The sequence below is a fragment of the Pontibacter sp. H249 genome (assembly GCF_037892465.1).
In the GTDB taxonomy this organism is placed as follows: Bacteria; Bacteroidota; Bacteroidia; order Cytophagales; family Hymenobacteraceae; genus Pontibacter.
Window position 1 is genome coordinate 279283 of record NZ_JBBKTR010000001.1, and the last position, 24601, is coordinate 303883.

The following is a 24601-nucleotide window of genomic DNA, read 5'->3' on the forward strand; positions in this document are numbered from 1 at the left end:
TAGCTAACTGATTATCAGGAAGTATACTATTGTAGACACAGCAATGTAATGTCAAAATAAAATATTTATTTCTGTCTAATTAGTTTAACCATATATTCAAAAAACTATTATATTTACCGGGTTTTTATTAGTATTTTTCTTTGTTAGCTATACTTTTTCATTGCTTTCATAACAAAGAAAAAAATTGTACTCTAAATGTGGAGCTATCCGGATAATTTATAGAAGACCAACTTTTTAGCACATGAAAAAAATTTTACTATTCGCCCTAATTTGCATTACGCTTGCAAGCTGTGGCCCCGAAATCTATCAGGCTACTTCTTTTAAAGAAGTAAAAGAGAAGCATAAGGTTGTAGCTGTTATGCCATTCGAGGTAACAATCGAATCGAGAAAGCTGCCAAAAGGCGTTACACCTGAAATGATACAGGACCAGCAGCGCGACTATGGTTATGGTATACAGAGCGATGTTTATGGTTATTTCCTGAAAGAGATGAGCAAGAATAAGTATACTGTTAACTTTCAGGATGTAAGCAAAACTAACTCTATTCTGAATAGCTATGGTATAACGTACGACGACCTGCGCCTGAAATCTAAGGATGAGATATGCCAACTGTTAGGCGTGGATGCAGTGGTTTCTGGTAAAGCTACTATGTCTAAGCCTATGTCTGATGGTGCTGCCATTGCGGTAGGTTTACTGGTGGGTGCCTGGGGACCGACAAACACTGTGAATACAACCATTACCATACATGAGGGTAACGCAGGTGATTTAATGTGGAAGTATGACTACCAAGCTTCCGGTAGCATCGGCAGCAGCAGACAGTCGCTTACTAACGCTCTGATGCGTAACTCATCTAAGAAATTCCCTTACAAGAGATCTTAATACCAAAGCAGGATAGCTTTAAGATCTATAAGACCAAAGTATAAAGGGCAGCCGATGTAAAAATCGGCTACCCTTTATACTTTAAATACAACAGGCTGCACTATATAGGTAACAGCCTGCCGTAATCACCAAAACAAAATCTTTATACTTTTAAAAAGTAAAACCTACAGAGGCTTTAATTACGCGGTTATACGTCTCGAAGCTGCCGTTCGAGTCGATGGTGTTAACACCATAGTCATAACCTGCGCTTACGTTAAAACCGCTTGCAAACCTGTAGCCCAGGCCACCAGTTAAGGCTAAATCAATTTCACGGAAACCGTCTTTCATATCCCACTCTCTGTTCAGAGCTTTAAATCCTAATGCACCAGCCTCGGCCTGTACTTTGTTAGATAACAGGTAAGACACCTGCGGTCCGCCGAAGATATGGAAACCCTCCCCTAAGTACAGTTTAGCCAGAATTGGCATGTCCAGGTACTCTGCTTTGTTTGTAAGGGTAAGGTTAGTATTCAAAAAATCAATCTCCTCGATCGGAATTTTACCTGTTAAGCGGGTACCTTTCTGAGAGTATTGCAAACCTGGCTCAATCTCAAATCCAGGGCCTATAGGTATACTTATATAACCGCCTACATGGAAACCCTCGCGCATTTTCCGGTTAACTGCACCCTCTGAAAGGTTTATAAGATCTTGTGCACTGTTCACTGTTTCGCCTTGCCACTCTGCAAGGTTAACGCCGGCTTTTATACCAAAACGTACTGGGTTTTGCTGCTGTGCATTTACTTTAGTGGCTACAAAGCCTAGCACAACCGCAATAAGTAAAAATATCTTTTTCATGGTAGTAATCTTTAATGTTCCGTCCTGTTTATGTAAGCCGCGCTGCTTGCAAATGCACAATGGAAAAACCATGCCAAAAAGATTTGAACTATTTAAAAAAGTTCATTTTAAAAACATTATATTATTGATAATCAGAATCATGTTACTAAATAAAAGTATGAACAACTATAGAAAATCAGGAAGCTATACTTAGCTAAGCCTCAATTCTATACCTTTGCACTGCAAACATTAGCCAAAGAAAAATGAAGGATAGAACGCAGGTACGCCTAAACCAGCTGGCCGTGCACAGGGTAGGAAATAAAGCAAAAGACGAAGGGGTACTTATTTCAAAGGAACTGGTTGACCTGCGCGATGAGCAGTTATCGGATCTGTTGCTAAACTATTTCTTGTCGCCGTTTAAGCAGGAGGAGTTTTTTAGGTTTACCCATACTTCCGATCTAGCACTAAACGAGATGTTTGCCTATGCAGCACTTATTTTTGCAGAGCCACAGAACTTTCATGAATACTCTATACACATCTTAAACCACCTTTATGAGCAGTCTGATCACCCGAAGGTAAAAAGCGGTGAACTATACGTGGTGCACTTCTCAGGCTGCTTGATGGAAGACGACATTGTAGATGCTGTAGGTATATTTAAATCGGAGAATAAAGACACCTTTTTAACCATACAGGATGAGGCCGACGAACTGAACGTGAACTACCACTTTGGTGTGAACCTGAAAGGCGTTGATAAAGGCTGCATGATCTATAACACACAGGCCGAAGACGGTTTCCGGGTAAAGCTGGTAGATGCCAACGGCTACGATGCTGCCTTCTGGAAAGAAGACTTCCTGAACGTGACGGAGCTGAAAGACACAAACTTTAACACCAAAGCCGTGTTAAACCTTTGTAAGGATTTCTCGGAGGAGGTATTTGCCCAGAAAGAAAGTAAAAAGGCACAGGTTGAATTTATTAGCCGGTCTGTTGATTATTTCTCTAAGAGCGAGACATTTGACCTGGAGGAATTTACCAGCAGTGTGATAGATGAGCCGGAGACGAAGGAACGATTTATGAACTACAGCCAGTCGTATGCCGAAGAGCGTGACATAGAAGGATTTACAGACTTTACCATCAATAAAAACACGGTAAAGAACATGAAGCGCAAGTTCCGTAACTTTATTAAACTGGATACGCAGATCGAGATCAAGTTTAGTGGTTATAACCCGGAACAGAGCGAGCAGTACGTAGAGCGCGGCTTTGACCAGGAACGGGGTATGCACTTTTACAAAGTATACTTTTACAGCGAAAGCTAGCGTTTACCAGAAACTATAGCCTGCCCACAGGTGTTACTATAATCTTCTAATTAAAAGTATAAACAGGAACGATACTTGCTATTGCAGAAGTATACCTGATACACAAATCAATATGAAAAGAATTTTTGTAGCCATATTTTTTGCCCTTGCCGGAAGTGTTGCCTATGCACAGAGCACCGCATCTACACAAAAAGCCTCTACACAGGCACAAACAGAAAAAACAACAGAGCAACGCGCCGAGGATATGACAGCTGGCATGGCAAAACACTTACGCCTTACCCCTGCCCAGGCTTCTAAAGTAAAAGCCATTAACCTGGATGGACTACAGCAGATTGAAGAGGCTAAGAAAAAGTATAAAGACGACCCACGCATGGTAGTAAAGCAGATAGACATTATCAGCCAGACCAGACTTTCGCAGATAAAAGATGTGCTTACGCCAGCTCAGTTCCAACAGTACCAGGACCGCCGTGAAGAGAAAATGGGGGTACCGAAAGAGGCAAAAAGCAACCCCGCTCAAAGGCAACAGAGCCCGATGAGTCACCAGTACGAGAACTAATAAAAGTATAAAAGCACGGTAAAGGCCGTGCTTTTATACTTTTATCGGTTACCTCATGCACTAAGCAGCGCCAGCCGCCTTCACTTGTTCTACTTCAATTTTTTCAGCCTTCTCTGCTACTAACACCTGCTCAGGCTGCCCCAGCTTACTGCGCTGGTGCTCGGTTACCACAGCGCCGGGTGGCTTAAACAGAATTGCCCATACTTCTTTAGGAGATTTAGCGTGCTTTAAATCATGCCAGATATCCACCCACTCATGAAATACCAGGTAAACCGGGTTGTAAGATTTTACAGGAGTAGTTAAGCCATATGTTGGATGCTCCTCCTCCTTCTGAAATGTACCAAACATCCTGTCCCAGATTATAAAGGTAGAGCCATAGTTCTTATCCAGGTATTTGACATCAGAGCCATGGTGCACCCGGTGATGCGACGGTGTAACAAAAAAATACTCAAAAGGCGCAGGCATCTTCTTGATGATTTCGGTATGCACCCAGAACTGATACAGCACCGCCAATTGATGGCAGATGAAAAATGTTAATGGGTCGAAGCCAAGAAAGGGAACCGGCAGGAAAAACAGAAACTTAATGGGGGTAGTCCAGCTGGTTCGGAAAGAGATAGCAAAATTCATTTTTTCGGAAGAGTGGTGCGTTACATGGGTTGCCCACCAAAGCCGCTGCTCATGAGAAATACGGTGTGCCCAGTACCTGCAAAAGTCAACAGCTATAAAACATACTATAAATCCCCACCATACTCTTGGTATTGCCCACGGCACCTCGTTGTAGATTACCATAGATATTGTGAATACTACAATCTTCAGGGCGCCACCAATTATTGCGTTACCGGCTCCTATGCCCAGTGCTGCCAAAAAATCTTTTTTCTCATAATAATTTCGTTTCCTGTACATACCCAAACCCCACTCAACTACTAAACATATAATAATCAGCGGAATAGCATAGGGCATAATATTGTGTTCATCCAACTTCTCTAAATGATCAAATGTAAAAATTTCTTTCTCCATAGATTACAGGTAAGCTTATTGTATTTACTTATAGCTTTATCAACGGGCAGACAGGTAAAGGGTTAATCAGTTTATTACTTATCAGCGGCTAAAACTCATGTTATCACAAGTTAAAAAGGCTTAAGTTTCAACAAACTTGTACACCTAAAAAGCTAATGGACTGTACAAAACCCGTAAGTTTGATACATTTGCATCTTAAATTTGTCAGCACATGAATATCAGAAAAAAAATAAAGACTACTATACCTACTCAAGGCTCCCGTTATACTGCATTGGATGTATTTGTAAAAGCCGCAGAAAAGGAAAATTGGACCGATCAGGAGATACAGTATGTAATAGACGAAGTTGTGGAAGCTGAAAGCGATAAAGCTGGAATGGAAGTTTTACGCTTCTACACTACTTAATTTGCAGCGCCTGTGCAACCAATTTATTTATGTAGGCATCTATAGCAAAAATTAAACGCCCAAAGTAAGCTGCAATAGTTAAGCCCACACTGGAAATGAAAAAAATAATACCCCTACTTGCTGTAGCCATGCTTTTATTTGGATGCGAAGACTCTGTATTAGACCCTACTACAGAAGCCACCGGCACCGTGATTGATCATATCACGAAACAGCCTATAGCAGGCGCCACTGTTACTCTTTCGGAAAACGATGATGTGCTTTTGGGAGGAGCACGTGTTATAGCCGAACAAAAAACGGATGCAAAAGGAAAGTTTGCCTTTAAGTTTGAATGGAAGGAAAGCCCCTATAAGCTAAGGGTAACGAAACCGGACTATACTTTTGTTCATGTAGAACATAACGAACGCTTCGAGAACCTGCCTTCTGTAGTAACAGATTACCGCGTACTCAAAAGCCTAACAAAAAAACAGGATTTTGTATTAGATATGGAGCCTGTTGGTAGTTTAGTTGTGAATATTCGTAATACGCAACCTCAGCCTAATACCAATAAAATCACAGTCAGATTTGAGAATGTGAGCAAAAGGGTTGTATCTATCTGGACCGAAACGTTTACTGGCAACGGCATTGAGGGATATAATGTAGGCGGCTACGCTACTGCCAACAAGTATGTACGCTATACTCGCGTTACTGAAATAAATGGTATGTACGAAACAAAGATAGACTCCATCTTTATCAAACACGTTACTCCTACTGTGCTGGATATAAACTACTAAAAAGAGAAGAGCAGCTAATAGGTTGCCCTTCTCTTTTTAAGTAATTACTCTATACTAACCTGCGGTGCAAGTTGCAGCTCCTGTTGGTGCTTTTGCAACACCTGAATAATAAAGCCAATGTGCTCTTGCAGGTCTACTCCAAACAGCTCGGCACCTTTGTATACTTCATCGCGATCTACGGAGGCAGCAAAACTCTTTTGGCCTAACTTCTTAACGACAGACTTTACCTCAAGCCCCTCCAGGCGGTGTGGCCTTACCTGTGCACATGCCACAATAAAACCGGTAATCTCATCGCAGGCTATCAGGGCCTTGTCCAGTAGCGTATCGTAGCTCACGCCCCACTTTGTATAATGCGCCGATATGGCATGTGCTATCTCTGCTTCTCCTTTTTCCTGTAGCAGACTTACAATTACTTTCGGGTGCTGGTCCGGGTGAGCCTGGTAATCTGCATCGTGTAACAAACCAGCAATAGCCCATTGGTTTGTGTCTTCTCCTAATTTAATTGCATAGGCCTCCATTACTAATTCTACTGTGCGCGCATGGCGTAGCAGGCTTTCGCTTGTGGTCATGCCTGTAAGTATTTCTTGTGCTTCCTGGCGTGTCATAGTTAAGTATGTTTATACTTTCCAAGTTACCCAATTTACCAAACAAGCCCAACAGAAGCTAAGCATCAGGTGCACTTGGATCGGAAGGTGGTTGATGGGGAGCCGGTGCAGCAGCATGCTTTAGTTCTTCGCGCAGCTGCTTTATTTCTCGATGCAGTGCTTGTAGCTGCTTTGCCCCTGCTAGTTCTGCATCGCTTCGGTCAGCATCTTGCCCTATAAAAAATGTAGCCAGTGTGGCTGTAACGTAACCAAATACAGCAAATCCATAAAGGGCCAGCAACAGGCATAGTATACGCCCTTCTGGTGTTACCGGAAAGTAGTCGCTGCCAATGGAGGTAAGTAGCATGGTGGTCCACCAGAGCGCTTCGCCATAGGTTGTTAGCCCATGCTCCTGCTCAAAGGCATACATACCGGCAGCTCCAGCTGTTATAACAACCAGCGTTAGCGCTACCACATAGCCAAAGGCGCGGCGCCTCATGGTTTTGCCCAGGCTGCGCATGCCTCTGTTTATAGAGCCCACAACTTTTACCAGCCGCAGCCCCCTTACTGCACGCACCGAGCCAATTACTCTAAATAATCTTGTAAGCCGGAAAACCCGCAATGCCGGCACCACCAGGGAGATAGTAGTAAGCACATTGCTCCGGATGAAAGTAAGCTTATGGGGTGCAAGTATAAACTTAACTACAAAGTCAAGTATAAAAATGGCCCAGATAACAAAGCTTAGCAACTGCAGGTAGTAACTCAGGCTCCAGATAAACTCTACCACTAATAGTACCAGCCACACAAAACCTAGTACTATCAGAGGTACCTCCAGGGCTTCCTGCAATCTGTTCAGTAATTCGTAACGCTCCCGGGTCAGGAGGCGTTTCTCAGCTTTATTTCTCAGGTTACTTTTTCCCATTGGTGCTATATCCACCTAAAGTATAGCCTGCTGCGGCTATACTACACTGCATAGGGTACGGAAGATGCGCCTGTTCGTTTGGTTATAAGAAAAAGCTTTGCTAATCCAGTCTTGCAATCTGTACGTTATGCCAAAAGCCCATGACCTTGTCTTTTCTTCCAACCAAGATATCGATCTGCTTGTGCATCCGTTTGTTCATGATATCTCTTACAATATAAATCCCATCTAACTCACTCGATATCCCGGTTATCCACAGGGAGTCTCCAAAGCTATACTCTCCTCCCCATCTGCGGTGCAGGTCTCGGGATACAGCTATCCAGCGGTGTTTTTTAGGATTTCTTTTGTTGATTCGGGAGCCGTCTGCTGTGATATAAGGGGTTGAGTCGGTTTGGCTTGGCTCCGGGTGGTAGATAGAGGCTTTTACGTTTATGGTAGCAGGGGCAGCGGGTAATTCTAAGTCTGTCGGGCTGTCTTCTTCAGGTGGCCAGCCTAGTGCCACGTTTTCTTCGACTTTCTCTGTGTGGGATTCAGCGCTAAAAAAGGAAAATTCTTCGGCCATTGCTACTAACATAGAGAGCATTGCAGCCAGTAATTTTATCCTAAACATAAGCAGTCCATTTTGTGAAACATCGATTTAGGTAATAATAACAGGCTTAAACGACGCTTTACAGGAATGGTTTTCGAAAGGCTTTAATTATATCGAAAAAGGTAATATTTAACTATTTTTATTACATATATAATTTTATAAACATTTATAATTAATTGAGCTTGAATCATCTCCTAATTGTCTTACTACACACATGGCCACAACTACCTGATTATATGACTTAAACAGAAAGACTAGCAGTAAAAACAGGAGCAGTTGGTACAGAAGACGAGCTTTAGCAAGGTCACTAAAATCTTGTGCATACTTTTACGTTTTTCTATAATCTACTAAAGCACAAAAGCCGGCTGTTTTTAGCCGGCTTTTGTTTGATCTAATTAGCTTTTAATTTTTAGTTTGCGGGGAGTTCAGCAACTCCTGTATGGCCCGCTCAAGCTGCGGATCTTTGTTCTCTAATCTATCTTTAAAGCTGGTTTTTAGGTAGATATCTGGTTGTACACCCTCGCGTTCAATATTTTTACCATCTAAGGTATAGCAGCCCCACGCAGGTAATCTGTAAAATGATCCATCCACCAACTGCTTACCAGATGTAAAAATAATCCAGCGATAGGTATCAGTGCCAATAATTTTACCCAAACCAAGCTCCTTAAATCCGGTGGCTGTCATTTCGCCGTCGCTTAAAGTTTGCTCGTTCATGAGCAGCACCATCTGGCCGGCTGCCGGTGTAAAATTTGGCTGGTTGGTTAAAGCACCGCCACGGTACTTCCACTGCAGGTATGGCTTTTGAGCCAGGAAGCGCAGCACATCGTTGTGTACATTGCCTCCGGTATTGTAGCGTAAGTCAAGTATAAGTCCTTGGCGCTGGTAGCCTTCGGTGGTCATTTCTATCAGAAACTGCTCTAAAGCCTGCGTACTCATGTTTTTCATGTGCACATATGCTACCTTATTTCCACTGGCTTCATCTACATACTTCTGGTTAGCAGCCACCCACTCGTCGTACAGGTTTTCGCGCTGACTGCCATAGGTTTGCGGATGCACTTTAACTGAAAACTCTTTACCACTTCTGGCAAAAGTCAGCTCAGTTTCATCTAGTAGGGATGGTTTTACAAAGTAGTATTCGCGGTTAAGTTTCTGATCTACTGGCTGTCCATTTACCTTTACCAGCACATCACCTGGCTGCACATCTTTGCCTTTTACATCTAAAGCGCTTTTCTGCACTACTTGCTTTACCTGGTATGGCTTATCATCTTCAAAAAGCAAACCTGTAGCCAGCGAACGGGTTTTGTAATAACCCTGTTCTTCGGAGCCGCTGGAATTAAAGCCCATGTGTGATGAGTTCAGCTCACCCAGCATATCGTTCAGCAGCGTGCGCAGGTAAGAGCGGTTGGTAACGTAAGGCAGTAGCCTGGCATAGGTTTCTTTTTTCTTTTTCCAGTCCACACCATGAAAATCATCATCGTAGAAGTTTTCTTCCACGCCAGCCCACATCTCGTAGAACATCTGGTTAAACTCATCCTTCAGGTTCCTGCGGAAAGTATGGCTCACGTCGATTTTCTCTACCTTATTCCCTTTCAGGTCCAGCGTATGGATGTTGCCTTTGGATAACAGGTAGTGCGTTTTATCAGCAGTTACCAGCGTTACAGCATAGGTATCTGCTCCGGCTACTTTCTCGGTTTTAGATTCCTCAAAAGGACTAGTGGTATACTTCCAGATGTTGGTTTTGCCGTCGCCATGATTGGAGGTGAACAGCACAATTGTCTTGTCGTCCTCTTGCAATACTTTAGGGCTACCCTGATCACCGAAGTTCTCTGTTACACGCTCCCAACGGTCTTGTATGTTGTTCAAGTCCAGGGTAACAAAATGATTGACAGGTGCAGGCTTAGCCTCTTTCCCAGATTTCTTGCCCTTGGCCGCTTTACTATCCTTCACTTCTCCTGCTACCACTGGTGCCTCTGTAAACAGCTCGTTATACTTATCAGAACGGTAAGGTTTCTCCAGCTTGTTAAGGGCTATGCGGTACAGGTCCGGGTCCTTCATACCATATGGGTAACTCGGGTTAGTGCGGTCGGAGGAGAAGTAGATGTAATTGCCATCCGGAGACCAGTAAGGCGAAGTTTCGGTTACACCGGAGTTGGTCAGGTTATAGGTTTTGCTATTTGCCAGCTGGTGCACAAAAATGTCTTCTTCAAAGTTGCGGTAGGCCGTGAACAACACGTATTGCCCATCCGGAGAGAAGCTTGGATCAGAGTTATACATGGCCCAGATCTCGTCCTCCACCAGTGTTTTTGTTTTTAGCGTTTTTAGGTCGATGTGTTTGAGGTGTTTGCGGCCGCTGTAGTACACGCCTTGGCTCCTGTCTTTGCTGAACACGATGTTGCGGTTATTCTGCTGCTCATCTGTTAGCTGCACTTCCTTGGTGCTGCCGTCAGCGGAGGTTGCAAACAGGTTAAAGTAGCCGTTAGTTGTTTGAGTGTAAATTAGCCTTTTACTGTCGGCCATCCACAGCACCTCGCCTACTCTTTCAGAGCCGCGGGTTGGTATTTCACGCACAAATTTGCCTTTTACATCGGATACAAACAGCCTGCCTCTTGACACAAAGGCCATTTTTTTGTTATCCGGCGATACATCAAAATTGGTGATATTACCTGCAACCGTGTAGTCCTTTTCTTTTTCCAGAGTGCTGTTCTGCAGCGCGTTTACCTGTACTTTGTTTGCCTTGCCTGTGGCTTTATCGTAGACGTACAGCTGGTAATCTTTCTCAAATACCACCTTTTCTCCGTTTGCGCTTACAGCCGGCGATTTAATGGAAGTATCAAAGCTGGTTAACTGTGTTTTTTTGCCGTCTTTAAAAGTATAAAGGTTATACTCTCCGTTTGCCTCATCCGACACAAAGTATATCTGGCCCTGCTTATCTATGGTTACCCATAAGTCTTTACCCTCATATTCAGTGTAGCGCTTATACTCTTTTGTTTTGGCATTGTAAGACTGTATGTCAGGATTATAGGCTCCTTTGTAGCCTTTGCGTTGCGTAAACGTTTTGCTTTCCCAGCTCTCGTCAAAGAATATTTCGCCTGTGGTGGGGTGCTCTGCCACGTTATGCACCGTATGGAAGTAGTGCTGAAACATGCGCTGCGGTGTGCCGCCGTTCAAATCAATTTTATAAGCAGAAAAGCGGTTATATCGATCGGAGGTGAAGTAGACGGTTTTAGAGTCCCAGCTCCAGGAATCTACCTCGTCGGAGGCTTCATGAAAAGTAAGTTGCTTTATCTCGCCACCGCCCACTGGCATTATAAATACATCCTGGTTTCCGTACTGCGATGAGGTAAAAGCGATCCATTTACCGTCTGGGGAGATGCGTGGGCGAGTTTCATGGCCGGCCATACCGGTAAGGCGCATAGCGTTGCCGCCGTTGCTGGCTACCTGCCAAAGGTCGCCTTCGTAGCTAAAAACAATGGTTTTGGCATCAGGACTTATACTTGGATTGGTGGCAAAGTATACTTCCTGCTGCTGTGCAAAGGCTGTAGTGCTGCCCAGGCCCAATAAAAAGGCTAGTAGATGTTTTCTGGTCATTTGTAGGTTTGTGTTTCGCTATTTAAGTAAGCCAAAACTCCTACAAAATGCAAATACCCCTATACTTACTTTTTGATATACTTGTCGTAAACGATATAGCCTATAAAAGCGGCCAAACTAACAGCAGACACCCAGATCAGGCCTGTTTTCAGGCGTTCGTTGTTTTCTCCGAGCCAAGCCAGAAGTATAGCCAACGGACTAATGCCTGCCAGTGTGGCACCAATAAATCTAAAGTAATTCATACGGGCTAAGCCGGCAACTATACTTATAGCGTCGTTAGAGAGAAATGGGGAAATACGTGCAATAATCACAGCCCACAAACCGTAGTTTTCGACAAATCCTTTTACCTTTTTCTCTGTTTTATGGCCAATAATCTTTGAGGCCCCGGCCTCGCCTACTCCCCGCCCCAGCAGATACCCGATTGTAGAGGCAACCAACACGGCTGCAATTGCAATCAGCGTACCCCATACAGGTCCGTAGGCAATAATGGCTACCAGCATCAGCGCCACTACATTAATTACCAGCAAAAACATCTGGGCTACCATGGCCAATATAATAAAGAACGGTCCCCAGAAACCGAACTGGCTTACCCACTCAGATGTACGCTGCTTGTCGCCGCTGGTAATTACGCTCCAGCCAGTATCAATTTCTTTCTGAAAACCAGGAAATACAAAGTATGAGCCGACGAGCCCAGCAATAAGTATTGCCGTCAGGATGAGCGGCCACTTGCTTTGCTTAGCTGATGTATCCTCTTTTAATGTCTGATCATAGCTTTGGCTTCTGGTAGCTATCTCGTTATTATCTTCCTTATACTTACTGCTCATACTTTTACTTGCCTGTCTGTTTCTTATTAGACGAAGCAAGTAGATAGTTGGTTTGGGCGGCAGCTTTACCAGTAGTAGTATCGAGTGTATAAAAGTGGCTTTTCTCCCGGACAGGTTCCTGCATCTCGTAGTTTATGTGCAGGTGGCGGTGGTGCGTGCCCATCGTATTGCTTACGTGCCGCTGCACCACGTTTGGCTCGATGTAAGTTGGTTTCTGAGGTTTCCTTATCAACCCCTCTCCATATACAAGTGCCGCCACCAAACCAGCCACAAAGCCTGCAATATGCGCCTCCCAAGATACCCGCTCTTCGGTAGGCAGTAGCCCGTAAAACAAACCACTGTACAGAAAAAGTATAGCAAACGAAACGGCCATAGCACTGCGGTTTTGCCTTAAAAAGCCATTAAACAACAGGAAACCAGCCAAGCCATACACAATGCCACTGGCCCCGATATGAAAAGATGGCCTGCCAATAAACCAGGTAAGCACACCGCTCAGCACATACACCAGCACCATTACCCGTACAGCCACCTTTGGGTGCAGGAAAAGTATAAAACCGGAAAGCAATACCAGCGGAAACGCATTAGAGAGCAGGTGCAGCAACCCTCCGTGTATTAACGGACTAGTAACCACACCTATTAATCCGAAAAAGCTTCTGGGCCTAATACCTAGCCAAGCCAGGTCGGCATCTGTCAGGTAACTTAGCAGGCTAATCAGGCAGAGCAATGCTACAAACAGCATGCCCGGCAAAAAGCTGTATGCAAAATGTGCTTTATCATTTTCTGAAGTATAAACTTCTTTTCCTGCCAATTCCTGCGCCATTAAGTAAAAAGATTTTAAGTATTGCCTGTTAGATTACAATATAGTTTAAATCTAACTAAGCCACTAACGGTAAGTTAGCTTAAAAGGCGTGTTTTTTCGTATTGATAACATATACAAATCAGAACCTGCCAATTAAAAAAGCAGTAAGTATCTAACTTACAACAAAAAGGCTGCTTAAGGTGGTGGTTTATAAAATCATGTTTTACCTAGTTCGATCATATCCAATTTCGGCGCTGCAAAAACACGCGCTTTCATTGCTTCTTGTACTTTCAGTATGGTTTTTGTCTTCTTGCGAGGGAGCTGATACACAGCAGAAAACATTAGCTCAACCTGCAGCAGATTATATTTCGGGGCGTACTCCTTACGTAAGAGCATCTTCACTTATCGAGGCACTGGAGGAGCCGGAAAGCGAATGGGTAGACTCTGTTTTTAATGCCCTAACACCGGATGAGCGTATTGCCCAACTGATCATTATAGAAGCTTTCTCGGACCAGGGCCCAAAGTATGAGGCAGATGTACTCCGGTTGATAAAGCGTTATAAAGTAGGTGGTTTGATATACTTTCAGGGTGGGCCTGTGCGGCAGGCAAAGCTAACGAACAAGTACCAGGCGGCCTCCGAAATACCTTTGTTTATATCGATGGATGCAGAAACTGGTGTAGGAATGCGCCTGGATAGTACCGTGCTATACCCTTACCAGCAAATGCTGGGCGCTGTTGCAGACAATGGCCTGATCTATAGTATGGGCGCACAGGTAGCAGATGAGTTTAGGAGGCTAGGTATGCACATTAACTTTGCGCCGGTTGCTGATATCAACAATAATCCCAGAAATCCCATAATTGGTTACAGGGCCTTTGGCGAAGACCGGCAGGATGTAACCGGCAAGAGCCTCGCCTTTATGCGGGGCATGCAGGACCATGGTATTATTGCTGTGGCTAAGCATTTTCCGGGCCATGGTGATACCGATGTTGACTCACACTACGACCTGCCTGTTATACCATTCAGCAAACAACGGCTGGACTCTTTGGAGCTTTATCCTTTTCAGGAGTTGATAAAGCATGGCGTAGGCGGTGTAATGGTGGCGCATATGCACATCCCGATGCTAGACTCTACCCAAAATTTGCCATCCACGCTTTCTCCCCCTATAGTGAAAGGACTGCTACGGAGAGAACTGGAGTTTAAAGGTCTTGTATTTACCGATGCTATGGTGATGAAGGGTGTTACCAAGTATTTCCCGCCTGGTGAGGCCGAAGCCAAAGCGCTTATAGCTGGCAACGATATACTAGAGCGGCTTAATAGTGTACCCAAAGCTATAAAAGCCATTAAAAAAGCAGTAGCAAACGGCGAATTGAGCCAGAAAGAACTCGACGAGAAATGTAAGCGTGTGCTGAAGGCAAAACAATGGCTGGGGCTGGATAAGTATAAACCTATCGAACTGGATAACCTGTATGAGGACCTGAACAGCAGACTGGCAGACAGCACAAACCGGGCACTGGCAGAAGCAGCCGTAACATTACTGATCAACGAGAAAAGAAAGCTGCCGCTGCGCACCAAGAAAAGAACCTCTGTTGCAACAGTTGGCTTCGGCCTGAAAAGTCCCGGCGCCTATCAAAAGCTGATAAAAGAGCAGATACGCACCACAGATTATGTGATCTCGCGGAAGGCAACAAAAAAGGAAGTAAACACGCTTTGGAGAAAACTGCAGAGGCATGACGTGATTATAGTAGCCCTATATGGCCCAAGTATCAGCCCGAGCAACAAATTAGGTTACTCAAAAGAGGCAACAGCCTTGGTTAAAAATCTAGCCAACTCTAAAAAAACAGTTATCACACTATTTGATAATGCCTATGCCTTAAGCCAGTTTCCGGAGATAGAGAATAGCCGGGCTTTGGTTGTAGCCTACCAGTCACACTACCATGCGCAGGAGGCGGCGACAAAACTGCTGTTCGGCCAGATTCCTGCACGCGGCAAGCTGCCTGTAACTGTAAACGGACACTTTACCTATGGCGATGGCATCAGCAAAGATAAGCCACTTATTGTTGGCCCATGAAGCAAAGCATCTAAGTAAAGTTGTATCCGTAAGTATAGCTAAATACAGATAAACACGACCTGAACGTATAAAACTATGAATACCTTTAAGAAACTAGAAAAACCGCTTGCTGTGCTTTGCCTTTGCTTCTTGTTATGGAGTTGCGAAGGGCGCCGTGACGCGGAAGACACAGAAGTTGTAACCATAGACACTACAGATGATCAGGACACTGCCCGCGTAGTACAGTCCGGGAAAACGGCAGAGCAGCAACTGGAAGAGTTTAGAGGCTGGTTGAATCAGCAATCAGAGAAAGGTGATACCGCTATCAGAAGAAACTGGCCTAAAGTAAAGGAAGAGTTAAGGCAACGTAATGCCCAGCTGGAACAAAATGTCGACAGCCTGTCAGAAAAATCGAAGCAGGAGTATAGAGACCTGAGGGCAAGGTACGAACGCTGGGAAGAAAGACAGGACAGACGCCAGCAACAACCTCTGGAGCCGGCAAAACTTAATCAGTTTAAAGACCAGCTGCTGCGCGAGTATAAAGACCTGAACAACGTAAATGCGGCCAACATCCGGGAGGCTTATTTAACCTTTATGGGCACCGTAAGAACCAAACGCCGCAACTGGACACAGGATGACTGGGACTATGTAGATAATGTATACGGGCAGTTAAACGAACGCCGTAGCCAGGTGGAAGGCCAAATCCCGACAACTGATAAGATAAAGATTAGAACCTTACAGGCTGAGTACTTAACCCTGGAAGGCGCCGCTGATACAGAGAGTGCTATCAGAGGAACCAGACGATAAGTATAAAGTATAAAAGCAGGCTTAACACCTGCTTTTATACTTTTAAACCTGTTCTTACTTTACTTGCTGCAGCTTTACCCATTGCTGTGCAATAATGGTTTTGGCATCCGGGGCCTCCAACTTATTTAGTTCCTCAGCAGACAGGCGTACAAGCTCTATATGCTCGTTTTCGTGGTCGTTGCCGCCACCAGTATGGTGCTGGTTTGATACCTCGGCATAGTATAGCATCACTTTCTCGGTGGTGCCACCTGGCGATGAATAGAACGTGTGCAGGTGCTGCAGTTTATCTACGTGGTAACCTGTTTCCTCTTCTATTTCGCGGGCTATACTTTGCTCCGGGGTTTCGCCTTTGTCCACCATGCCGGCCACTACTTCTACTAACTCTGCCTCAGGCCCAACCCTGAACTGCTTTGCCAGAATGTACTCCTGTTCTTCGGTATCGTAAATAAGTGCTGCCACGGCATCACCACGGTCAAACTGCTCTCGGGTAAAAGTTTGCCCTTCCTGCTCAACTGTCAATTTATAGATCTTGAAGTAGCCGTTGTAGGCCGTTTCTCTGTTTTTAATTTTCATAAGGGTTCTGTCAAAAGCCAAAAGTATGGCTCAGGCAAAGGTATAAAGTATAATGAAAGTATAAAGTAAATTACAATTCGTTATTGCGCATGGCCGCCTGCTGCGTTTTTTCTGTTAGGCTCGACATGGATAGTTTAGACTCGCTTTCGTAACCTTTTGCCCGCTGCTTGCCAATGCCTCCCTCGCCGGGTAGTACTTTATTTACCAGCTCAAAAATACCGGTAGTTACAGACGGAGCCAACCCATGCAGGCGCGCCCCAAGCTTAGCCGGTAAAGTGGTGGTGATCTCAGCCTCTCCGTAGCGCAGGGCATCCAGTATCTTTTTAGCAGTTGCTTCGGCACTTTTAGAAGTTAGTGTACTAGAGTCCAGAATTTTAAAGAGCGCATACTCTTCTTTATGGTGGCCTTTTACGATAGCATGGCGTGGACTGCCGGTTCTTACTAAACCAGGATTGGCTGTAGTAACAAGTATGTTATATTTCTTAAGTTCGGCACGCAAGCCTTCTGATAAACCAACCAACGCAAACTTACTGGCACTGTAGGGCACCAGATGCGGCACACTTATTTTACCGCCGATAGAGGCAATATTTAAAATGCGGCCTTCCTCCCTGGCTTTCATACTTGGCAACAAAGCCATAATTGTGTACAGCGGTCCCCAGAAATGTGTGTTCATGGCTTCCTCAAACTCCTGAAGGGTCATCTCTGCTACAGGCCCTGCACTTATGATACCAGCATTGTTGATGAGCACATCTATTGGTCCGAACTCGTTCAGTACATTGGTAATCATGTCGTTTACCTGCTGCTCTACTGTTACGTCGCACTTCTGCACCAGCACCTCGGCACCTTTGCCTGCCAGTTCCATGCGAGCATCCTCCAGTTCAATTTCGTCGCGGGCGCATAATACTAGTCTGGCTCCTTCTTTTGCCAGTTGGCGTGCCATTACCAGCCCAAGGCCTCTGGAGCCGCCGGTAATCAGCACAGTTTTTCCTGAAAAATTGTAAGCTGTCAGGCTACGGTAAATAGCGCGGGCACTAAGTATAGCGCCTGCTCCGGCCGCTAGCCACCAAAGATTATTTTTATTGTCTGCTTTCATAGGTATGCAATAGCTTTTGGATATAAGTATTGCTTACCACTACGGCTACAAAGAGGCAGGAGTTGGTATAGAGGTAATTTGATGGGTTGGCTATTTCTTTGCCTGGTAGTTTTTGCTGAAGATCTTGTTCTTAGTGATAGGCGTATACATTAATTTTATAGCTATCAGGCCATAGTGATCTGAGCCGCCATCGACACCAAGTCGTGGGCCTACATTATCTAAATAGTCGGTTGTGGTAATATGGTACATAGCTTCTCCGGCAACGGCAATCTCATCTGAGAACCGGAAGCGCAGTCCGCCACCAAACGGGATAACAGCAGCAATCGCTGGGTATTCACGTTCAGGATCGTATGTTACCTGAGAATCTTCTAAGTTACCTGCATCAGCCGGAAATGAGGTAGCCGTGTAGTAAATAAAACCACCGCCACCCCTGATGTAAGGCACTACAAAACGCTTACGTGATGATCTGTATTTACCGGACCCGGCATAGCTATCCAACAAGTTTAACACAAACGTTCCTGTTACTCCTATTACCTCTGTTTGAAATGCGACATTAAGCGGCCGTCTAGGATCTCTTTCAGTTGCACCCAAACGAACGTAATCTATACCTCCGGCAAGGCTGACGTAAGGAGAGATTTTGTACCATGCGCCTACGTTGGCATTAGGCCCAAAATCGTTGCAACCTGGGCTACCACAGATATCGCTTTTAACACCGGAAACACCGCCTCCGGCCACAATCACCAAGCCACGCTCAGGCAATTTGCTTCTGCCAACCCGCTTAATAAATTCGCTTTGTGCATCTGCTGCAAGCGGCACAAGTATAAGTATAGTTATTAAAATGATGAAACAGTTAAAGCTTCTGTTCATACACCAAGAGCTAAAGTACACAATATTTACATGGGTAGATGCCTTCCTTTAACTAACTGGCGCTATCATACTTAAAGTATACTTTACGTACTTAAGTTAGCTGTATTAAACATCTTCCGTTATTGTTCTCTCTACGTTTTATCTAACAAAAAGATGATGATTAAAGCATACTTATATCATTATATTAAAATAATACAATCGCTAATAAATTAATGCTCATTATGGCAGGTTAGCTACCTAACTTAAGTGTAGATCGCTATTTAGTGACTGGTGCGAATCTCAATAGCCGTTACTGATTTTTGCCCAGGCTTACATCTGCTGCCTTTATAAAATCAATAACCAAAGCGGCTGCCTCAGTATAGAACTCAGGATTGATGTTGACAAAATCGTCGGTAGGTTTGTGATAATGTGGATGGTCTTCTACGCCAAAGTATAAAAAAGGAATCTGGCGCTTATGGAACTGGTAATGGTCTGATTGTCCCGTCCAGTCATTGTGGCCTTGCTCGGGCTTATCGTGGCCGATAAGGATTTTTGCTTTTGGCCTTGCCGCCACCTGCTCCACAATGGGCTTCAGCTGTGGGTAGTGGTGTGTGCCGCTGGCATAAAGCTCGCCTTTGCTGTTAATGCTGAGCATATCCATGTTCACGTTTAGCATGATCTGCTCCAGCGCAACCGGAGGGTTATCCAGGAAAGCGTTGGCTCCCTGCAGGCCTAGCTCTTCGCCATCGAAAGCAGCAAAAATGATAGTGTGTTTAGGAGGATTTTTTTTGAAGTATGAGGCAGCTGCCAGCATAGCACCTACCCCCGAAGCATTATCGTCGGTGCCGTTATAGATCTCCCCGTTTCGTACTCCTACGTGGTCATAATGGGCGCTTACAACAATAGCGTTACCAGATTTACCCGGAATATAACCGATCAAATTTGTAGCCTGATCAACAGTAACCCTTTTACTCTCCAGCCTGAAATGTTGCTTATAACTGCCGTTAAAAGACTTAAGACCAGCTTCTTTAAAACGCTTCAGTATATACTCCTGCGCCATCAGGTTGCCTTCTGTACCAGACAAGCGGCCCTGCATAGAGTCTGCAGATAATACCTTTATGTCTTTTAAGAGTTGCTCTTTATCAAGTGGAAGCTTCTGAGCGTTTCCGAAGTATGGTATAGCGGCCAGGCACGCCAGTAGTAGTATCTTCTTCATTATAGCATATAAATAAAATATGAAGATAGCACAACTGGCAATACCAGCCAAATACCGTTATACTTTATGCTTTAGGCCAAGGCACCCAGCTTTTCTGGCGGCTTGTAGACTTGCTTTTTTTCTCAGCTTTAACTGGCTGGCGGTCTGCTTCCTGCTCGCTGTTCTCTTTATAGGCCGGTGAATCAGTTCTTGGAACCCAGCCGCTGCTGCGCATGTAAGTTTGGGCAGCGCTTGCTTTTACATCTTGTACTCTGCTTAAAAACAGATCATATCCCTTTGGCATAGTCATCATATCTGGATTTAAATTTTGTTCAATTCCTTAACCCACCTGATGCAAAGAAGGTGCCACTACGTTAGAAGAATACAAAAGTTTCCTCTTATTTGTAAGTTATTACTTTTACAAGGTAAACAAAACAAAAAAGCCAGGTACACACCTGGCTTTATGTTAGTTACAAACGATTTATTATTTTATCACATTTATAAAAGCGGGCAACTCTATAGGTCCCACAGATGTTTGAACTGTTGGTTTTATCTGCAGTTGTACCTGTGCCTTGCTTCTGTCTTCGTGAAGCATGGTAGCTATTCGTAAAAGACTGTTCAGGCTGCTGCTTCCGTTCTCTTGGGCAAAGGCCACCGGAGAACTTACTTTGATCGTGTTCAGTCCGTTCTTCAATTGGATAGCTTCCTGTATCACGCCGCTTACGGCTTTTTCATTGTTTACCAGCATCTGCCATTTCAGCTGTGTTACCGTCATAGTTCTGTCTTTGTGCTCTTCGCCGAGGTCTACGTTTAGGTTTAGGATGGAGGTGGCGTTCAATTTATTTTCAGAGAAGGCCGAAAAAAGTACAGCAGCCTCACCAAAGGAAAAATCTTCTGCACGTTTTTTCTCAAGCAGGTTGATGCCGTTCACCCGAACTTCATCTACGCTTTTAAGACTATAGTCTGCTTCTTTAAATGCCTCAAAATCATCTTTCGTTTTGCAGGCAGCGCCGGCCAGTAAAAGCAGCAGCACCAGTAAATAATTTCTTAATTTTATCGTCATTTTATTCTTTAATCACTTTTCCAGACCCTGAAACATCCAGATTGGTTGTTGGGTTTCCTTTGTAGTATACGCGGCCGCTTCCGCTTATACTTACATCAAGCTCTTCGTCGGCATCTACCTGCACTTTGCCAGATCCAGATATCCGTACCGTAGCTCTATCCGACCTTAGATCGTAGGCGTAGTGGCGACCAGAACCAGAAATGCGTATATCCTGCTCCTTAGCAGCGCCTGTAAGTTCTATAGTTCCCGACCCGCTGATGCTGGAGGTAAGTACTTCGGCATCAATTTTACCTTTAATATCTCCAGAGCCTGATACTCCTGCATTAAACTCCCTGCTCCTGAACCTGTCTTCCAGCATGATGTAACCTGAACCGCTCACTTTTGCGGTATGCAGTTCTGGCACCGTCAGGTATACTTCTACCGTTTCATGGTTCCGAAGGCACCTGTCAAATTCTATCTCCCACACACCTTCGTTTACATTCCTTTCCAGTTCATCCAAAATGTTTGGCTGCCCCTTTACTTCCACGCGCTGCCTGTTTCCGCGCTGTATGTATACTTTAGTATTACCGTCAACTTTAACCCCCTCTATTCTGCCCAAGTCCAAGGTACGGGTTTCCACACTGCCTTCGCCCTCTAGGCACATGCCGCTTTCATCGCAGCTACTAAGGCTAAGTATAAAAAGTATGGCAACGGAGATTTTCAGTAATTTCATAGTAAAAGGATTTAGGTTGATATTGAGGATGCAGCAATATAGTAAATATCAGATGCATAAGAAAGCAACAAGCCGCAGTAGGCAATACTACTGCGGCTTGTTGTATATAAGATTTATACTTAAGCTAAATAGCCAACTTTTTGTCCTTTTCTGTTTACCAGCAGCCCACGCTCCGTAACAAAAACGGGCTGCAGCACATTGCTTTCAAAGTAGTAAGGATAATCAGGATCGTTGGTCTTAGCCAGTTTCCCAATAACTTTGATTCCGTTGTCGGTTACATGTACTAAGTGTAGTTTTGTAGTAATGTAAAACTCTTCTCTTGGAGCTTTGGAGAAATGCACGCGGGTTAGCACGTAACGGCCATCTAAAGTTGAAGTGTTCTGAGCAGTGGACTGCCGCTGTTCGTTCTGCAGCTGCTGTAACTGGCGTTGCGTTGGCTGGTTACGGGCAATGGCACGTTGGTCCGGCTGCGGAGACTTAGCACTGGCAACCAATTGTTCATTAGCGCTTCTCCAGCCTTTATTGATGGCTTCAAGTCGATATGGTCTGCCGGGGTGCGTACGCGATGTTCTTTCTTCCGAAAGCAGATTAATAGCTGCCTGTGCCTCTGCCAAACTGGCTCCCATTTTGCGTAGCACAAACCCTGAGAACTCATCTGCCTCCAGTTCATCAGCAGGGTTGCTGCCGCTTCTGCTCAAGGTGTGTCCGTTCAGGTGGTGGCCAATCTCGTGTGCAATTATACTAACACCGCCCCAGTCGGTGTGTACCGCATTGTTAATGGCAGCCAGAAAACGCTCGTTGTAAAGTATGTAACGTTTGCCATTGTGTATGACAGCGGCGGCATTGTCAATGTCAGCAGGTATCAGTTCGAAGCGTGGCTTAAGGCCAATCACATTAATAATTTCCTGCACAATATCGCGTGTGCCGGCAACAGCAGGCGCAACAGCAGGTACCGGAGCCGCAACAGTAGCTGCAGTAACCTCTGTCCCTATCACAGATGCCACTAAAAGCCCCAATGCAAGTGTAAACTTTCTTATATATTTCATAGCTGGAATTTTATACTTCAGGCCATACAGCTAAAACGTAAAAACTGTGGGCAATTGTATAAAAGCAACTTCTTTGCCAAAAAATGGCTAGCATCCATCTCCATCAAATTTATTTTGCATCAGCTCATACTTTAAAGTTATACTTTAGCAGCACCCTCAGATATTTTAGCTGCTTTGTTAACTTTAGCCCTCATAAACCGAAGGCTCATGCTCATACTTTTTGTACTGCTTTACCTGCTGTTTACCATAGCTATCGGCTACTGGGCATCAAGGCGCGTGCATAACACTACCGACTTTATGCTGGCCGGGCGCAGTTTGCCTTTTTACATGTCTACGGCTGTGGTTTTTGCAACATGGTTTGGTTCCGAAACTTTGTTAGGTGCCTCCTCTGAGTTTGCACAGCATGGGCTGGTTGGCGTGATCGAAGACCCCTTTGGAGCAGCGCTTTGCCTGGTGCTGGTAGGCATTTTTTTCGCCAGACGCCTTTACAACATGAACCTGCTCACCATCGGCGACTATTACCGCATTCGCTATAACAGAATCACTGAACAGATCGCTGCATTTTTTATGGTGATTTCATACTTTGGCTGGATAGCAGCGCAAATGGTGGCATTAGGCATTGTGCTAAACCAGGTGCTCGGACTTTCTACAACGGTAGGTATGTTAGCCGGAAGCCTGATCGTGGTAGGCTATACTTACATGGGCGGTATGTGGTCAGTGTCGGTAACTGATTTTATACAGACCACTATGATTATTGGAGGCTTGATTTTTATTGTTGCAGAGATGATGCAGCGCGTACCTGTAGCACAAGTTACAGCCGATCTGCCACCCGACTTTTTCCATTTTACCCCGCGCGAAAGAAGCCTCACCTCCTGGCTGAATTATGTTGCCCTCTGGATAACTATTGGCCTTGGATCCATTCCACAGCAGGATGTATTTCAGCGGGTTATGTCTGCAAGGTCGGCTGGTGTGGCAGTGGCTTCTTCTATAGGTGCAGGCTTTTTATACTTAACTGTAGCTTTTATACCTTTATTGCTGGCACTGTATTCAAAGTACCTGTATCCTGAGCTTCAATCCTCAGATTCCCAACTACTTGTGCCGGGACTCATTATTAACTCTGGTTCTCTGGCCATTAAAGCACTTTTCTTTGGGGCACTGATTTCTGCCATTATAAGCACGGCCAGTGGAGGTATTTTGGCTCCTGCCTCTATCTTAAGCGAAAACATGCTTAAACCGCTACTCAAATCACCTACAGACAAACAGATGCTCCGCCTGTCGCGCATAAGCGTATTAGTGGTTGCCGTTATTTCGCTAAGTATGGCATTAATGCGGCAGAACATTTATGAGTTGGTGAGTGAGTCGTCGGCACTGAGTTTGGTGAGCTTGTTCGTACCCTTAGTGGCAGGCATGTTTTGGAGTAAAGCCAATCCGGCCTCAGCCATTGCCTCTATGCTTACGGGTATGGGAGTATGGCTAATAGCTCTTTACCTCAAAACCGAAATAAGCCCAATGTTGTATGGCCTGGCAGGAAGTATGGCAGGTTTGACTTTGGGATATATAGCAGGATTCAAAAAAATGAGAAATAGCCGACATCAATGCCGTGAGCAAAAAGTATAAACTTAGCTTAAGTAACCGCGTATCCAAAAGTAGATATACTTACATTTTACGATAAAATGACATACAGAATTTACATCATCAAAAGGCCATAGCTAAACCATTTAACCATGGCAGACCACACGGAAGAGCAGGTTGTTGTAGAATCGCAGTATTATAGTTTACTTAAAGAGCCCGCTAATCATTTAGCTATTTTACTTTTCCACAGCGAAACCACACCAGATGCATTTCGCAAATCCATGCACCTGCTCCTGGAGCAATCAAAAAAATACAGTATTAGCAACTGGTTAATATTTTGTGGCAAGCGTTGCTGCTTTACCACTGACGACATTCATTGGACAGAAGATGAGGTTGTTCCTAGAGTTGTAAAGGAGCTTGAGCTTCAAAGAATTGCAATAGTTGAATCTCCTGAACATGTAGACCGATTCAACTTAATGGCTCTATTTGATGCGCTCAGTAGTATTTCGGAAACAGACATCCAGTTTTTTGAGAAAGAAAAGAATGCCCGTACCTGGTTACGGGAAGACAGCAACCTAAACTTCTGAAAAAGCTCTT

The 24601-nt window shown here is 44.6% G+C and carries 25 protein-coding genes; 9 read left to right on the plus strand and 16 right to left on the minus strand.

Annotation, left to right across the window (positions count from 1 at the left end):
* The first annotated feature begins 241 nt into the window (after nucleotides 1-241).
* Entirely contained in the window at nucleotides 242-877 is a 636-nt protein-coding gene (locus tag WG943_RS01095; RefSeq protein ID WP_340406255.1) for a hypothetical protein, read from the plus strand.
* Nucleotides 878-1027: 150 nt separating this feature from the next.
* Here WG943_RS01095 and WG943_RS01100 read toward each other — a convergent pair whose 3' ends face one another.
* Nucleotides 1028-1708, minus strand: a complete 681-nt coding sequence (locus WG943_RS01100; RefSeq protein ID WP_340406256.1) for a porin family protein — start codon at nucleotides 1706-1708, stop codon at nucleotides 1028-1030.
* A 242-nt stretch (nucleotides 1709-1950) separates the two neighbouring features.
* Here WG943_RS01100 and WG943_RS01105 point away from each other — a divergent pair, with 242 nt between their 5' ends.
* Both WG943_RS01105 and WG943_RS01110 read left to right on the plus strand, forming a co-directional pair.
* Nucleotides 1951-3000, plus strand: a complete 1050-nt coding sequence (locus WG943_RS01105; protein WP_340406257.1) for a nucleoid-associated protein — start codon at nucleotides 1951-1953, stop codon at nucleotides 2998-3000.
* A 112-nt stretch (nucleotides 3001-3112) separates the two neighbouring features.
* Nucleotides 3113-3556, plus strand: a complete 444-nt coding sequence (locus tag WG943_RS01110) for a hypothetical protein (RefSeq protein ID WP_340406259.1) — start codon at nucleotides 3113-3115, stop codon at nucleotides 3554-3556.
* A gap of 60 nt (nucleotides 3557-3616) precedes the next feature.
* Here WG943_RS01110 and WG943_RS01115 read toward each other — a convergent pair whose 3' ends face one another.
* Entirely contained in the window at nucleotides 3617-4573 is a 957-nt protein-coding gene (locus WG943_RS01115; protein WP_340406260.1) for a sterol desaturase family protein, read from the minus strand.
* Between the two features lie 211 nt (nucleotides 4574-4784).
* Here WG943_RS01115 and WG943_RS01120 point away from each other — a divergent pair, with 211 nt between their 5' ends.
* The gene (locus WG943_RS01120) at nucleotides 4785-4976 is read left to right on the plus strand and encodes a hypothetical protein (RefSeq protein ID WP_340406262.1); all 192 of its coding nucleotides are present in this window, start codon (nucleotides 4785-4787) and stop codon (nucleotides 4974-4976) included.
* Nucleotides 4977-5071: 95 nt separating this feature from the next.
* Nucleotides 5072-5746 carry a carboxypeptidase-like regulatory domain-containing protein gene (locus tag WG943_RS01125; RefSeq protein WP_340406264.1) on the plus strand — a complete coding sequence of 225 codons (675 nt, stop codon included), beginning with the start codon at nucleotides 5072-5074 and terminating at the stop codon, nucleotides 5744-5746.
* A gap of 44 nt (nucleotides 5747-5790) precedes the next feature.
* Here WG943_RS01125 and WG943_RS01130 read toward each other — a convergent pair whose 3' ends face one another.
* From WG943_RS01130 to WG943_RS01155, 6 genes are all read right to left on the minus strand, one after another.
* Entirely contained in the window at nucleotides 5791-6351 is a 561-nt protein-coding gene (locus WG943_RS01130; protein WP_340406265.1) for an HD domain-containing protein, read from the minus strand.
* A gap of 58 nt (nucleotides 6352-6409) precedes the next feature.
* Nucleotides 6410-7252: a potassium channel family protein gene (locus WG943_RS01135; protein ID WP_340406267.1), complete on the minus strand. Its 843-nt coding sequence runs from the start codon at nucleotides 7250-7252 to the stop codon at nucleotides 6410-6412.
* Between the two features lie 100 nt (nucleotides 7253-7352).
* Nucleotides 7353-7859, minus strand: a complete 507-nt coding sequence (locus WG943_RS01140) for a hypothetical protein (RefSeq protein WP_340406269.1) — start codon at nucleotides 7857-7859, stop codon at nucleotides 7353-7355.
* Between the two features lie 381 nt (nucleotides 7860-8240).
* Nucleotides 8241-11426, minus strand: a complete 3186-nt coding sequence (locus WG943_RS01145; protein ID WP_340406270.1) for a S41 family peptidase — start codon at nucleotides 11424-11426, stop codon at nucleotides 8241-8243.
* Between the two features lie 65 nt (nucleotides 11427-11491).
* The gene (locus tag WG943_RS01150) at nucleotides 11492-12250 is read right to left on the minus strand and encodes a TVP38/TMEM64 family protein (RefSeq protein ID WP_340406271.1); all 759 of its coding nucleotides are present in this window, start codon (nucleotides 12248-12250) and stop codon (nucleotides 11492-11494) included.
* Between the two features lie 4 nt (nucleotides 12251-12254).
* Nucleotides 12255-13070, minus strand: a complete 816-nt coding sequence (locus WG943_RS01155) for a rhomboid family intramembrane serine protease (RefSeq protein ID WP_340406272.1) — start codon at nucleotides 13068-13070, stop codon at nucleotides 12255-12257.
* A gap of 197 nt (nucleotides 13071-13267) precedes the next feature.
* Here WG943_RS01155 and WG943_RS01160 point away from each other — a divergent pair, with 197 nt between their 5' ends.
* Both WG943_RS01160 and WG943_RS01165 read left to right on the plus strand, forming a co-directional pair.
* The gene (locus WG943_RS01160; protein WP_340406274.1) at nucleotides 13268-15118 is read left to right on the plus strand and encodes a glycoside hydrolase family 3 protein; all 1851 of its coding nucleotides are present in this window, start codon (nucleotides 13268-13270) and stop codon (nucleotides 15116-15118) included.
* A 75-nt stretch (nucleotides 15119-15193) separates the two neighbouring features.
* The gene (locus tag WG943_RS01165; RefSeq protein ID WP_340406275.1) at nucleotides 15194-15904 is read left to right on the plus strand and encodes a hypothetical protein; all 711 of its coding nucleotides are present in this window, start codon (nucleotides 15194-15196) and stop codon (nucleotides 15902-15904) included.
* Between the two features lie 54 nt (nucleotides 15905-15958).
* Here the strand turns inward: WG943_RS01165 and WG943_RS01170 are convergent, their stop codons facing one another.
* The 8 genes from WG943_RS01170 to WG943_RS01205 all read right to left on the minus strand — a co-directional run bounded on the left by WG943_RS01170 (nucleotide 15959) and on the right by WG943_RS01205 (nucleotide 22432).
* On the minus strand, nucleotides 15959-16477 hold the full coding sequence (locus WG943_RS01170; protein ID WP_340406277.1) for an NUDIX hydrolase: 519 nt from the start codon (nucleotides 16475-16477) through the stop codon (nucleotides 15959-15961).
* Between the two features lie 70 nt (nucleotides 16478-16547).
* On the minus strand, nucleotides 16548-17570 hold the full coding sequence (locus WG943_RS01175; RefSeq protein ID WP_340406278.1) for an SDR family NAD(P)-dependent oxidoreductase: 1023 nt from the start codon (nucleotides 17568-17570) through the stop codon (nucleotides 16548-16550).
* 90 nt (nucleotides 17571-17660) lie between these two features.
* On the minus strand, nucleotides 17661-18437 hold the full coding sequence (locus tag WG943_RS01180) for a thrombospondin type 3 repeat-containing protein (RefSeq protein WP_340406280.1): 777 nt from the start codon (nucleotides 18435-18437) through the stop codon (nucleotides 17661-17663).
* Between the two features lie 289 nt (nucleotides 18438-18726).
* Nucleotides 18727-19632 carry a M28 family peptidase gene (locus WG943_RS01185; RefSeq protein ID WP_340406282.1) on the minus strand — a complete coding sequence of 302 codons (906 nt, stop codon included), beginning with the start codon at nucleotides 19630-19632 and terminating at the stop codon, nucleotides 18727-18729.
* A gap of 64 nt (nucleotides 19633-19696) precedes the next feature.
* Nucleotides 19697-19915 (minus strand): hypothetical protein, encoded by a 219-nt coding sequence (locus tag WG943_RS01190; RefSeq protein ID WP_340406283.1) that lies wholly within the window; start codon nucleotides 19913-19915, stop codon nucleotides 19697-19699.
* A 180-nt stretch (nucleotides 19916-20095) separates the two neighbouring features.
* Nucleotides 20096-20674: a hypothetical protein gene (locus tag WG943_RS01195; RefSeq protein WP_340406284.1), complete on the minus strand. Its 579-nt coding sequence runs from the start codon at nucleotides 20672-20674 to the stop codon at nucleotides 20096-20098.
* A 1-nt stretch (nucleotide 20675) separates the two neighbouring features.
* Nucleotides 20676-21386, minus strand: a complete 711-nt coding sequence (locus WG943_RS01200; RefSeq protein WP_340406286.1) for a head GIN domain-containing protein — start codon at nucleotides 21384-21386, stop codon at nucleotides 20676-20678.
* A 119-nt stretch (nucleotides 21387-21505) separates the two neighbouring features.
* Nucleotides 21506-22432, minus strand: a complete 927-nt coding sequence (locus WG943_RS01205; RefSeq protein ID WP_340406288.1) for a membrane-binding protein — start codon at nucleotides 22430-22432, stop codon at nucleotides 21506-21508.
* A gap of 207 nt (nucleotides 22433-22639) precedes the next feature.
* Between WG943_RS01205 and WG943_RS01210 the strand changes: the two genes are divergently transcribed.
* Entirely contained in the window at nucleotides 22640-24049 is a 1410-nt protein-coding gene (locus WG943_RS01210) for a sodium:solute symporter family protein (protein WP_340406289.1), read from the plus strand.
* Between the two features lie 107 nt (nucleotides 24050-24156).
* Nucleotides 24157-24591 carry a hypothetical protein gene (locus WG943_RS01215; protein ID WP_340406290.1) on the plus strand — a complete coding sequence of 145 codons (435 nt, stop codon included), beginning with the start codon at nucleotides 24157-24159 and terminating at the stop codon, nucleotides 24589-24591.
* The last annotated feature ends 10 nt before the right edge of the window (nucleotides 24592-24601 follow it).

Bases quoted from the DNA above. Each gene is read 5' to 3' on its own strand.
- WG943_RS01165 (WP_340406275.1), top strand. From the start codon at position 15,194: ATGAATACCTTTAAGAAACTAGAAAAACCGCTTGCTGTGCTTTGCCTT.
- WG943_RS01135 (WP_340406267.1), bottom strand. From the start codon at position 7,252: ATGGGAAAAAGTAACCTGAGAAATAAAGCTGAGAAACGCCTCCTGACC.
- WG943_RS01180 (WP_340406280.1), bottom strand. From the start codon at position 18,437: ATGAACAGAAGCTTTAACTGTTTCATCATTTTAATAACTATACTTATA.
- WG943_RS01100 (WP_340406256.1), bottom strand. From the start codon at position 1,708: ATGAAAAAGATATTTTTACTTATTGCGGTTGTGCTAGGCTTTGTAGCC.
- WG943_RS01200 (WP_340406286.1), bottom strand. From the start codon at position 21,386: ATGAAATTACTGAAAATCTCCGTTGCCATACTTTTTATACTTAGCCTT.
- WG943_RS01210 (WP_340406289.1), top strand. From the start codon at position 22,640: ATGCTCATACTTTTTGTACTGCTTTACCTGCTGTTTACCATAGCTATC.
- WG943_RS01170 (WP_340406277.1), bottom strand. From the start codon at position 16,477: ATGAAAATTAAAAACAGAGAAACGGCCTACAACGGCTACTTCAAGATC.
- WG943_RS01105 (WP_340406257.1), top strand. From the start codon at position 1,951: ATGAAGGATAGAACGCAGGTACGCCTAAACCAGCTGGCCGTGCACAGG.
- WG943_RS01160 (WP_340406274.1), top strand. From the start codon at position 13,268: ATGTTTTACCTAGTTCGATCATATCCAATTTCGGCGCTGCAAAAACAC.
- WG943_RS01145 (WP_340406270.1), bottom strand. From the start codon at position 11,426: ATGACCAGAAAACATCTACTAGCCTTTTTATTGGGCCTGGGCAGCACT.
- WG943_RS01205 (WP_340406288.1), bottom strand. From the start codon at position 22,432: ATGAAATATATAAGAAAGTTTACACTTGCATTGGGGCTTTTAGTGGCA.
- WG943_RS01195 (WP_340406284.1), bottom strand. From the start codon at position 20,674: ATGACGATAAAATTAAGAAATTATTTACTGGTGCTGCTGCTTTTACTG.
- WG943_RS01185 (WP_340406282.1), bottom strand. From the start codon at position 19,632: ATGAAGAAGATACTACTACTGGCGTGCCTGGCCGCTATACCATACTTC.
- WG943_RS01110 (WP_340406259.1), top strand. From the start codon at position 3,113: ATGAAAAGAATTTTTGTAGCCATATTTTTTGCCCTTGCCGGAAGTGTT.
- WG943_RS01150 (WP_340406271.1), bottom strand. From the start codon at position 12,250: ATGAGCAGTAAGTATAAGGAAGATAATAACGAGATAGCTACCAGAAGC.
- WG943_RS01125 (WP_340406264.1), top strand. From the start codon at position 5,072: ATGAAAAAAATAATACCCCTACTTGCTGTAGCCATGCTTTTATTTGGA.
- WG943_RS01130 (WP_340406265.1), bottom strand. From the start codon at position 6,351: ATGACACGCCAGGAAGCACAAGAAATACTTACAGGCATGACCACAAGC.
- WG943_RS01215 (WP_340406290.1), top strand. From the start codon at position 24,157: ATGGCAGACCACACGGAAGAGCAGGTTGTTGTAGAATCGCAGTATTAT.
- WG943_RS01095 (WP_340406255.1), top strand. From the start codon at position 242: ATGAAAAAAATTTTACTATTCGCCCTAATTTGCATTACGCTTGCAAGC.
- WG943_RS01155 (WP_340406272.1), bottom strand. From the start codon at position 13,070: ATGGCGCAGGAATTGGCAGGAAAAGAAGTTTATACTTCAGAAAATGAT.
- WG943_RS01190 (WP_340406283.1), bottom strand. From the start codon at position 19,915: ATGCCAAAGGGATATGATCTGTTTTTAAGCAGAGTACAAGATGTAAAA.
- WG943_RS01175 (WP_340406278.1), bottom strand. From the start codon at position 17,570: ATGAAAGCAGACAATAAAAATAATCTTTGGTGGCTAGCGGCCGGAGCA.
- WG943_RS01140 (WP_340406269.1), bottom strand. From the start codon at position 7,859: ATGTTTAGGATAAAATTACTGGCTGCAATGCTCTCTATGTTAGTAGCA.
- WG943_RS01120 (WP_340406262.1), top strand. From the start codon at position 4,785: ATGAATATCAGAAAAAAAATAAAGACTACTATACCTACTCAAGGCTCC.
- WG943_RS01115 (WP_340406260.1), bottom strand. From the start codon at position 4,573: ATGGAGAAAGAAATTTTTACATTTGATCATTTAGAGAAGTTGGATGAA.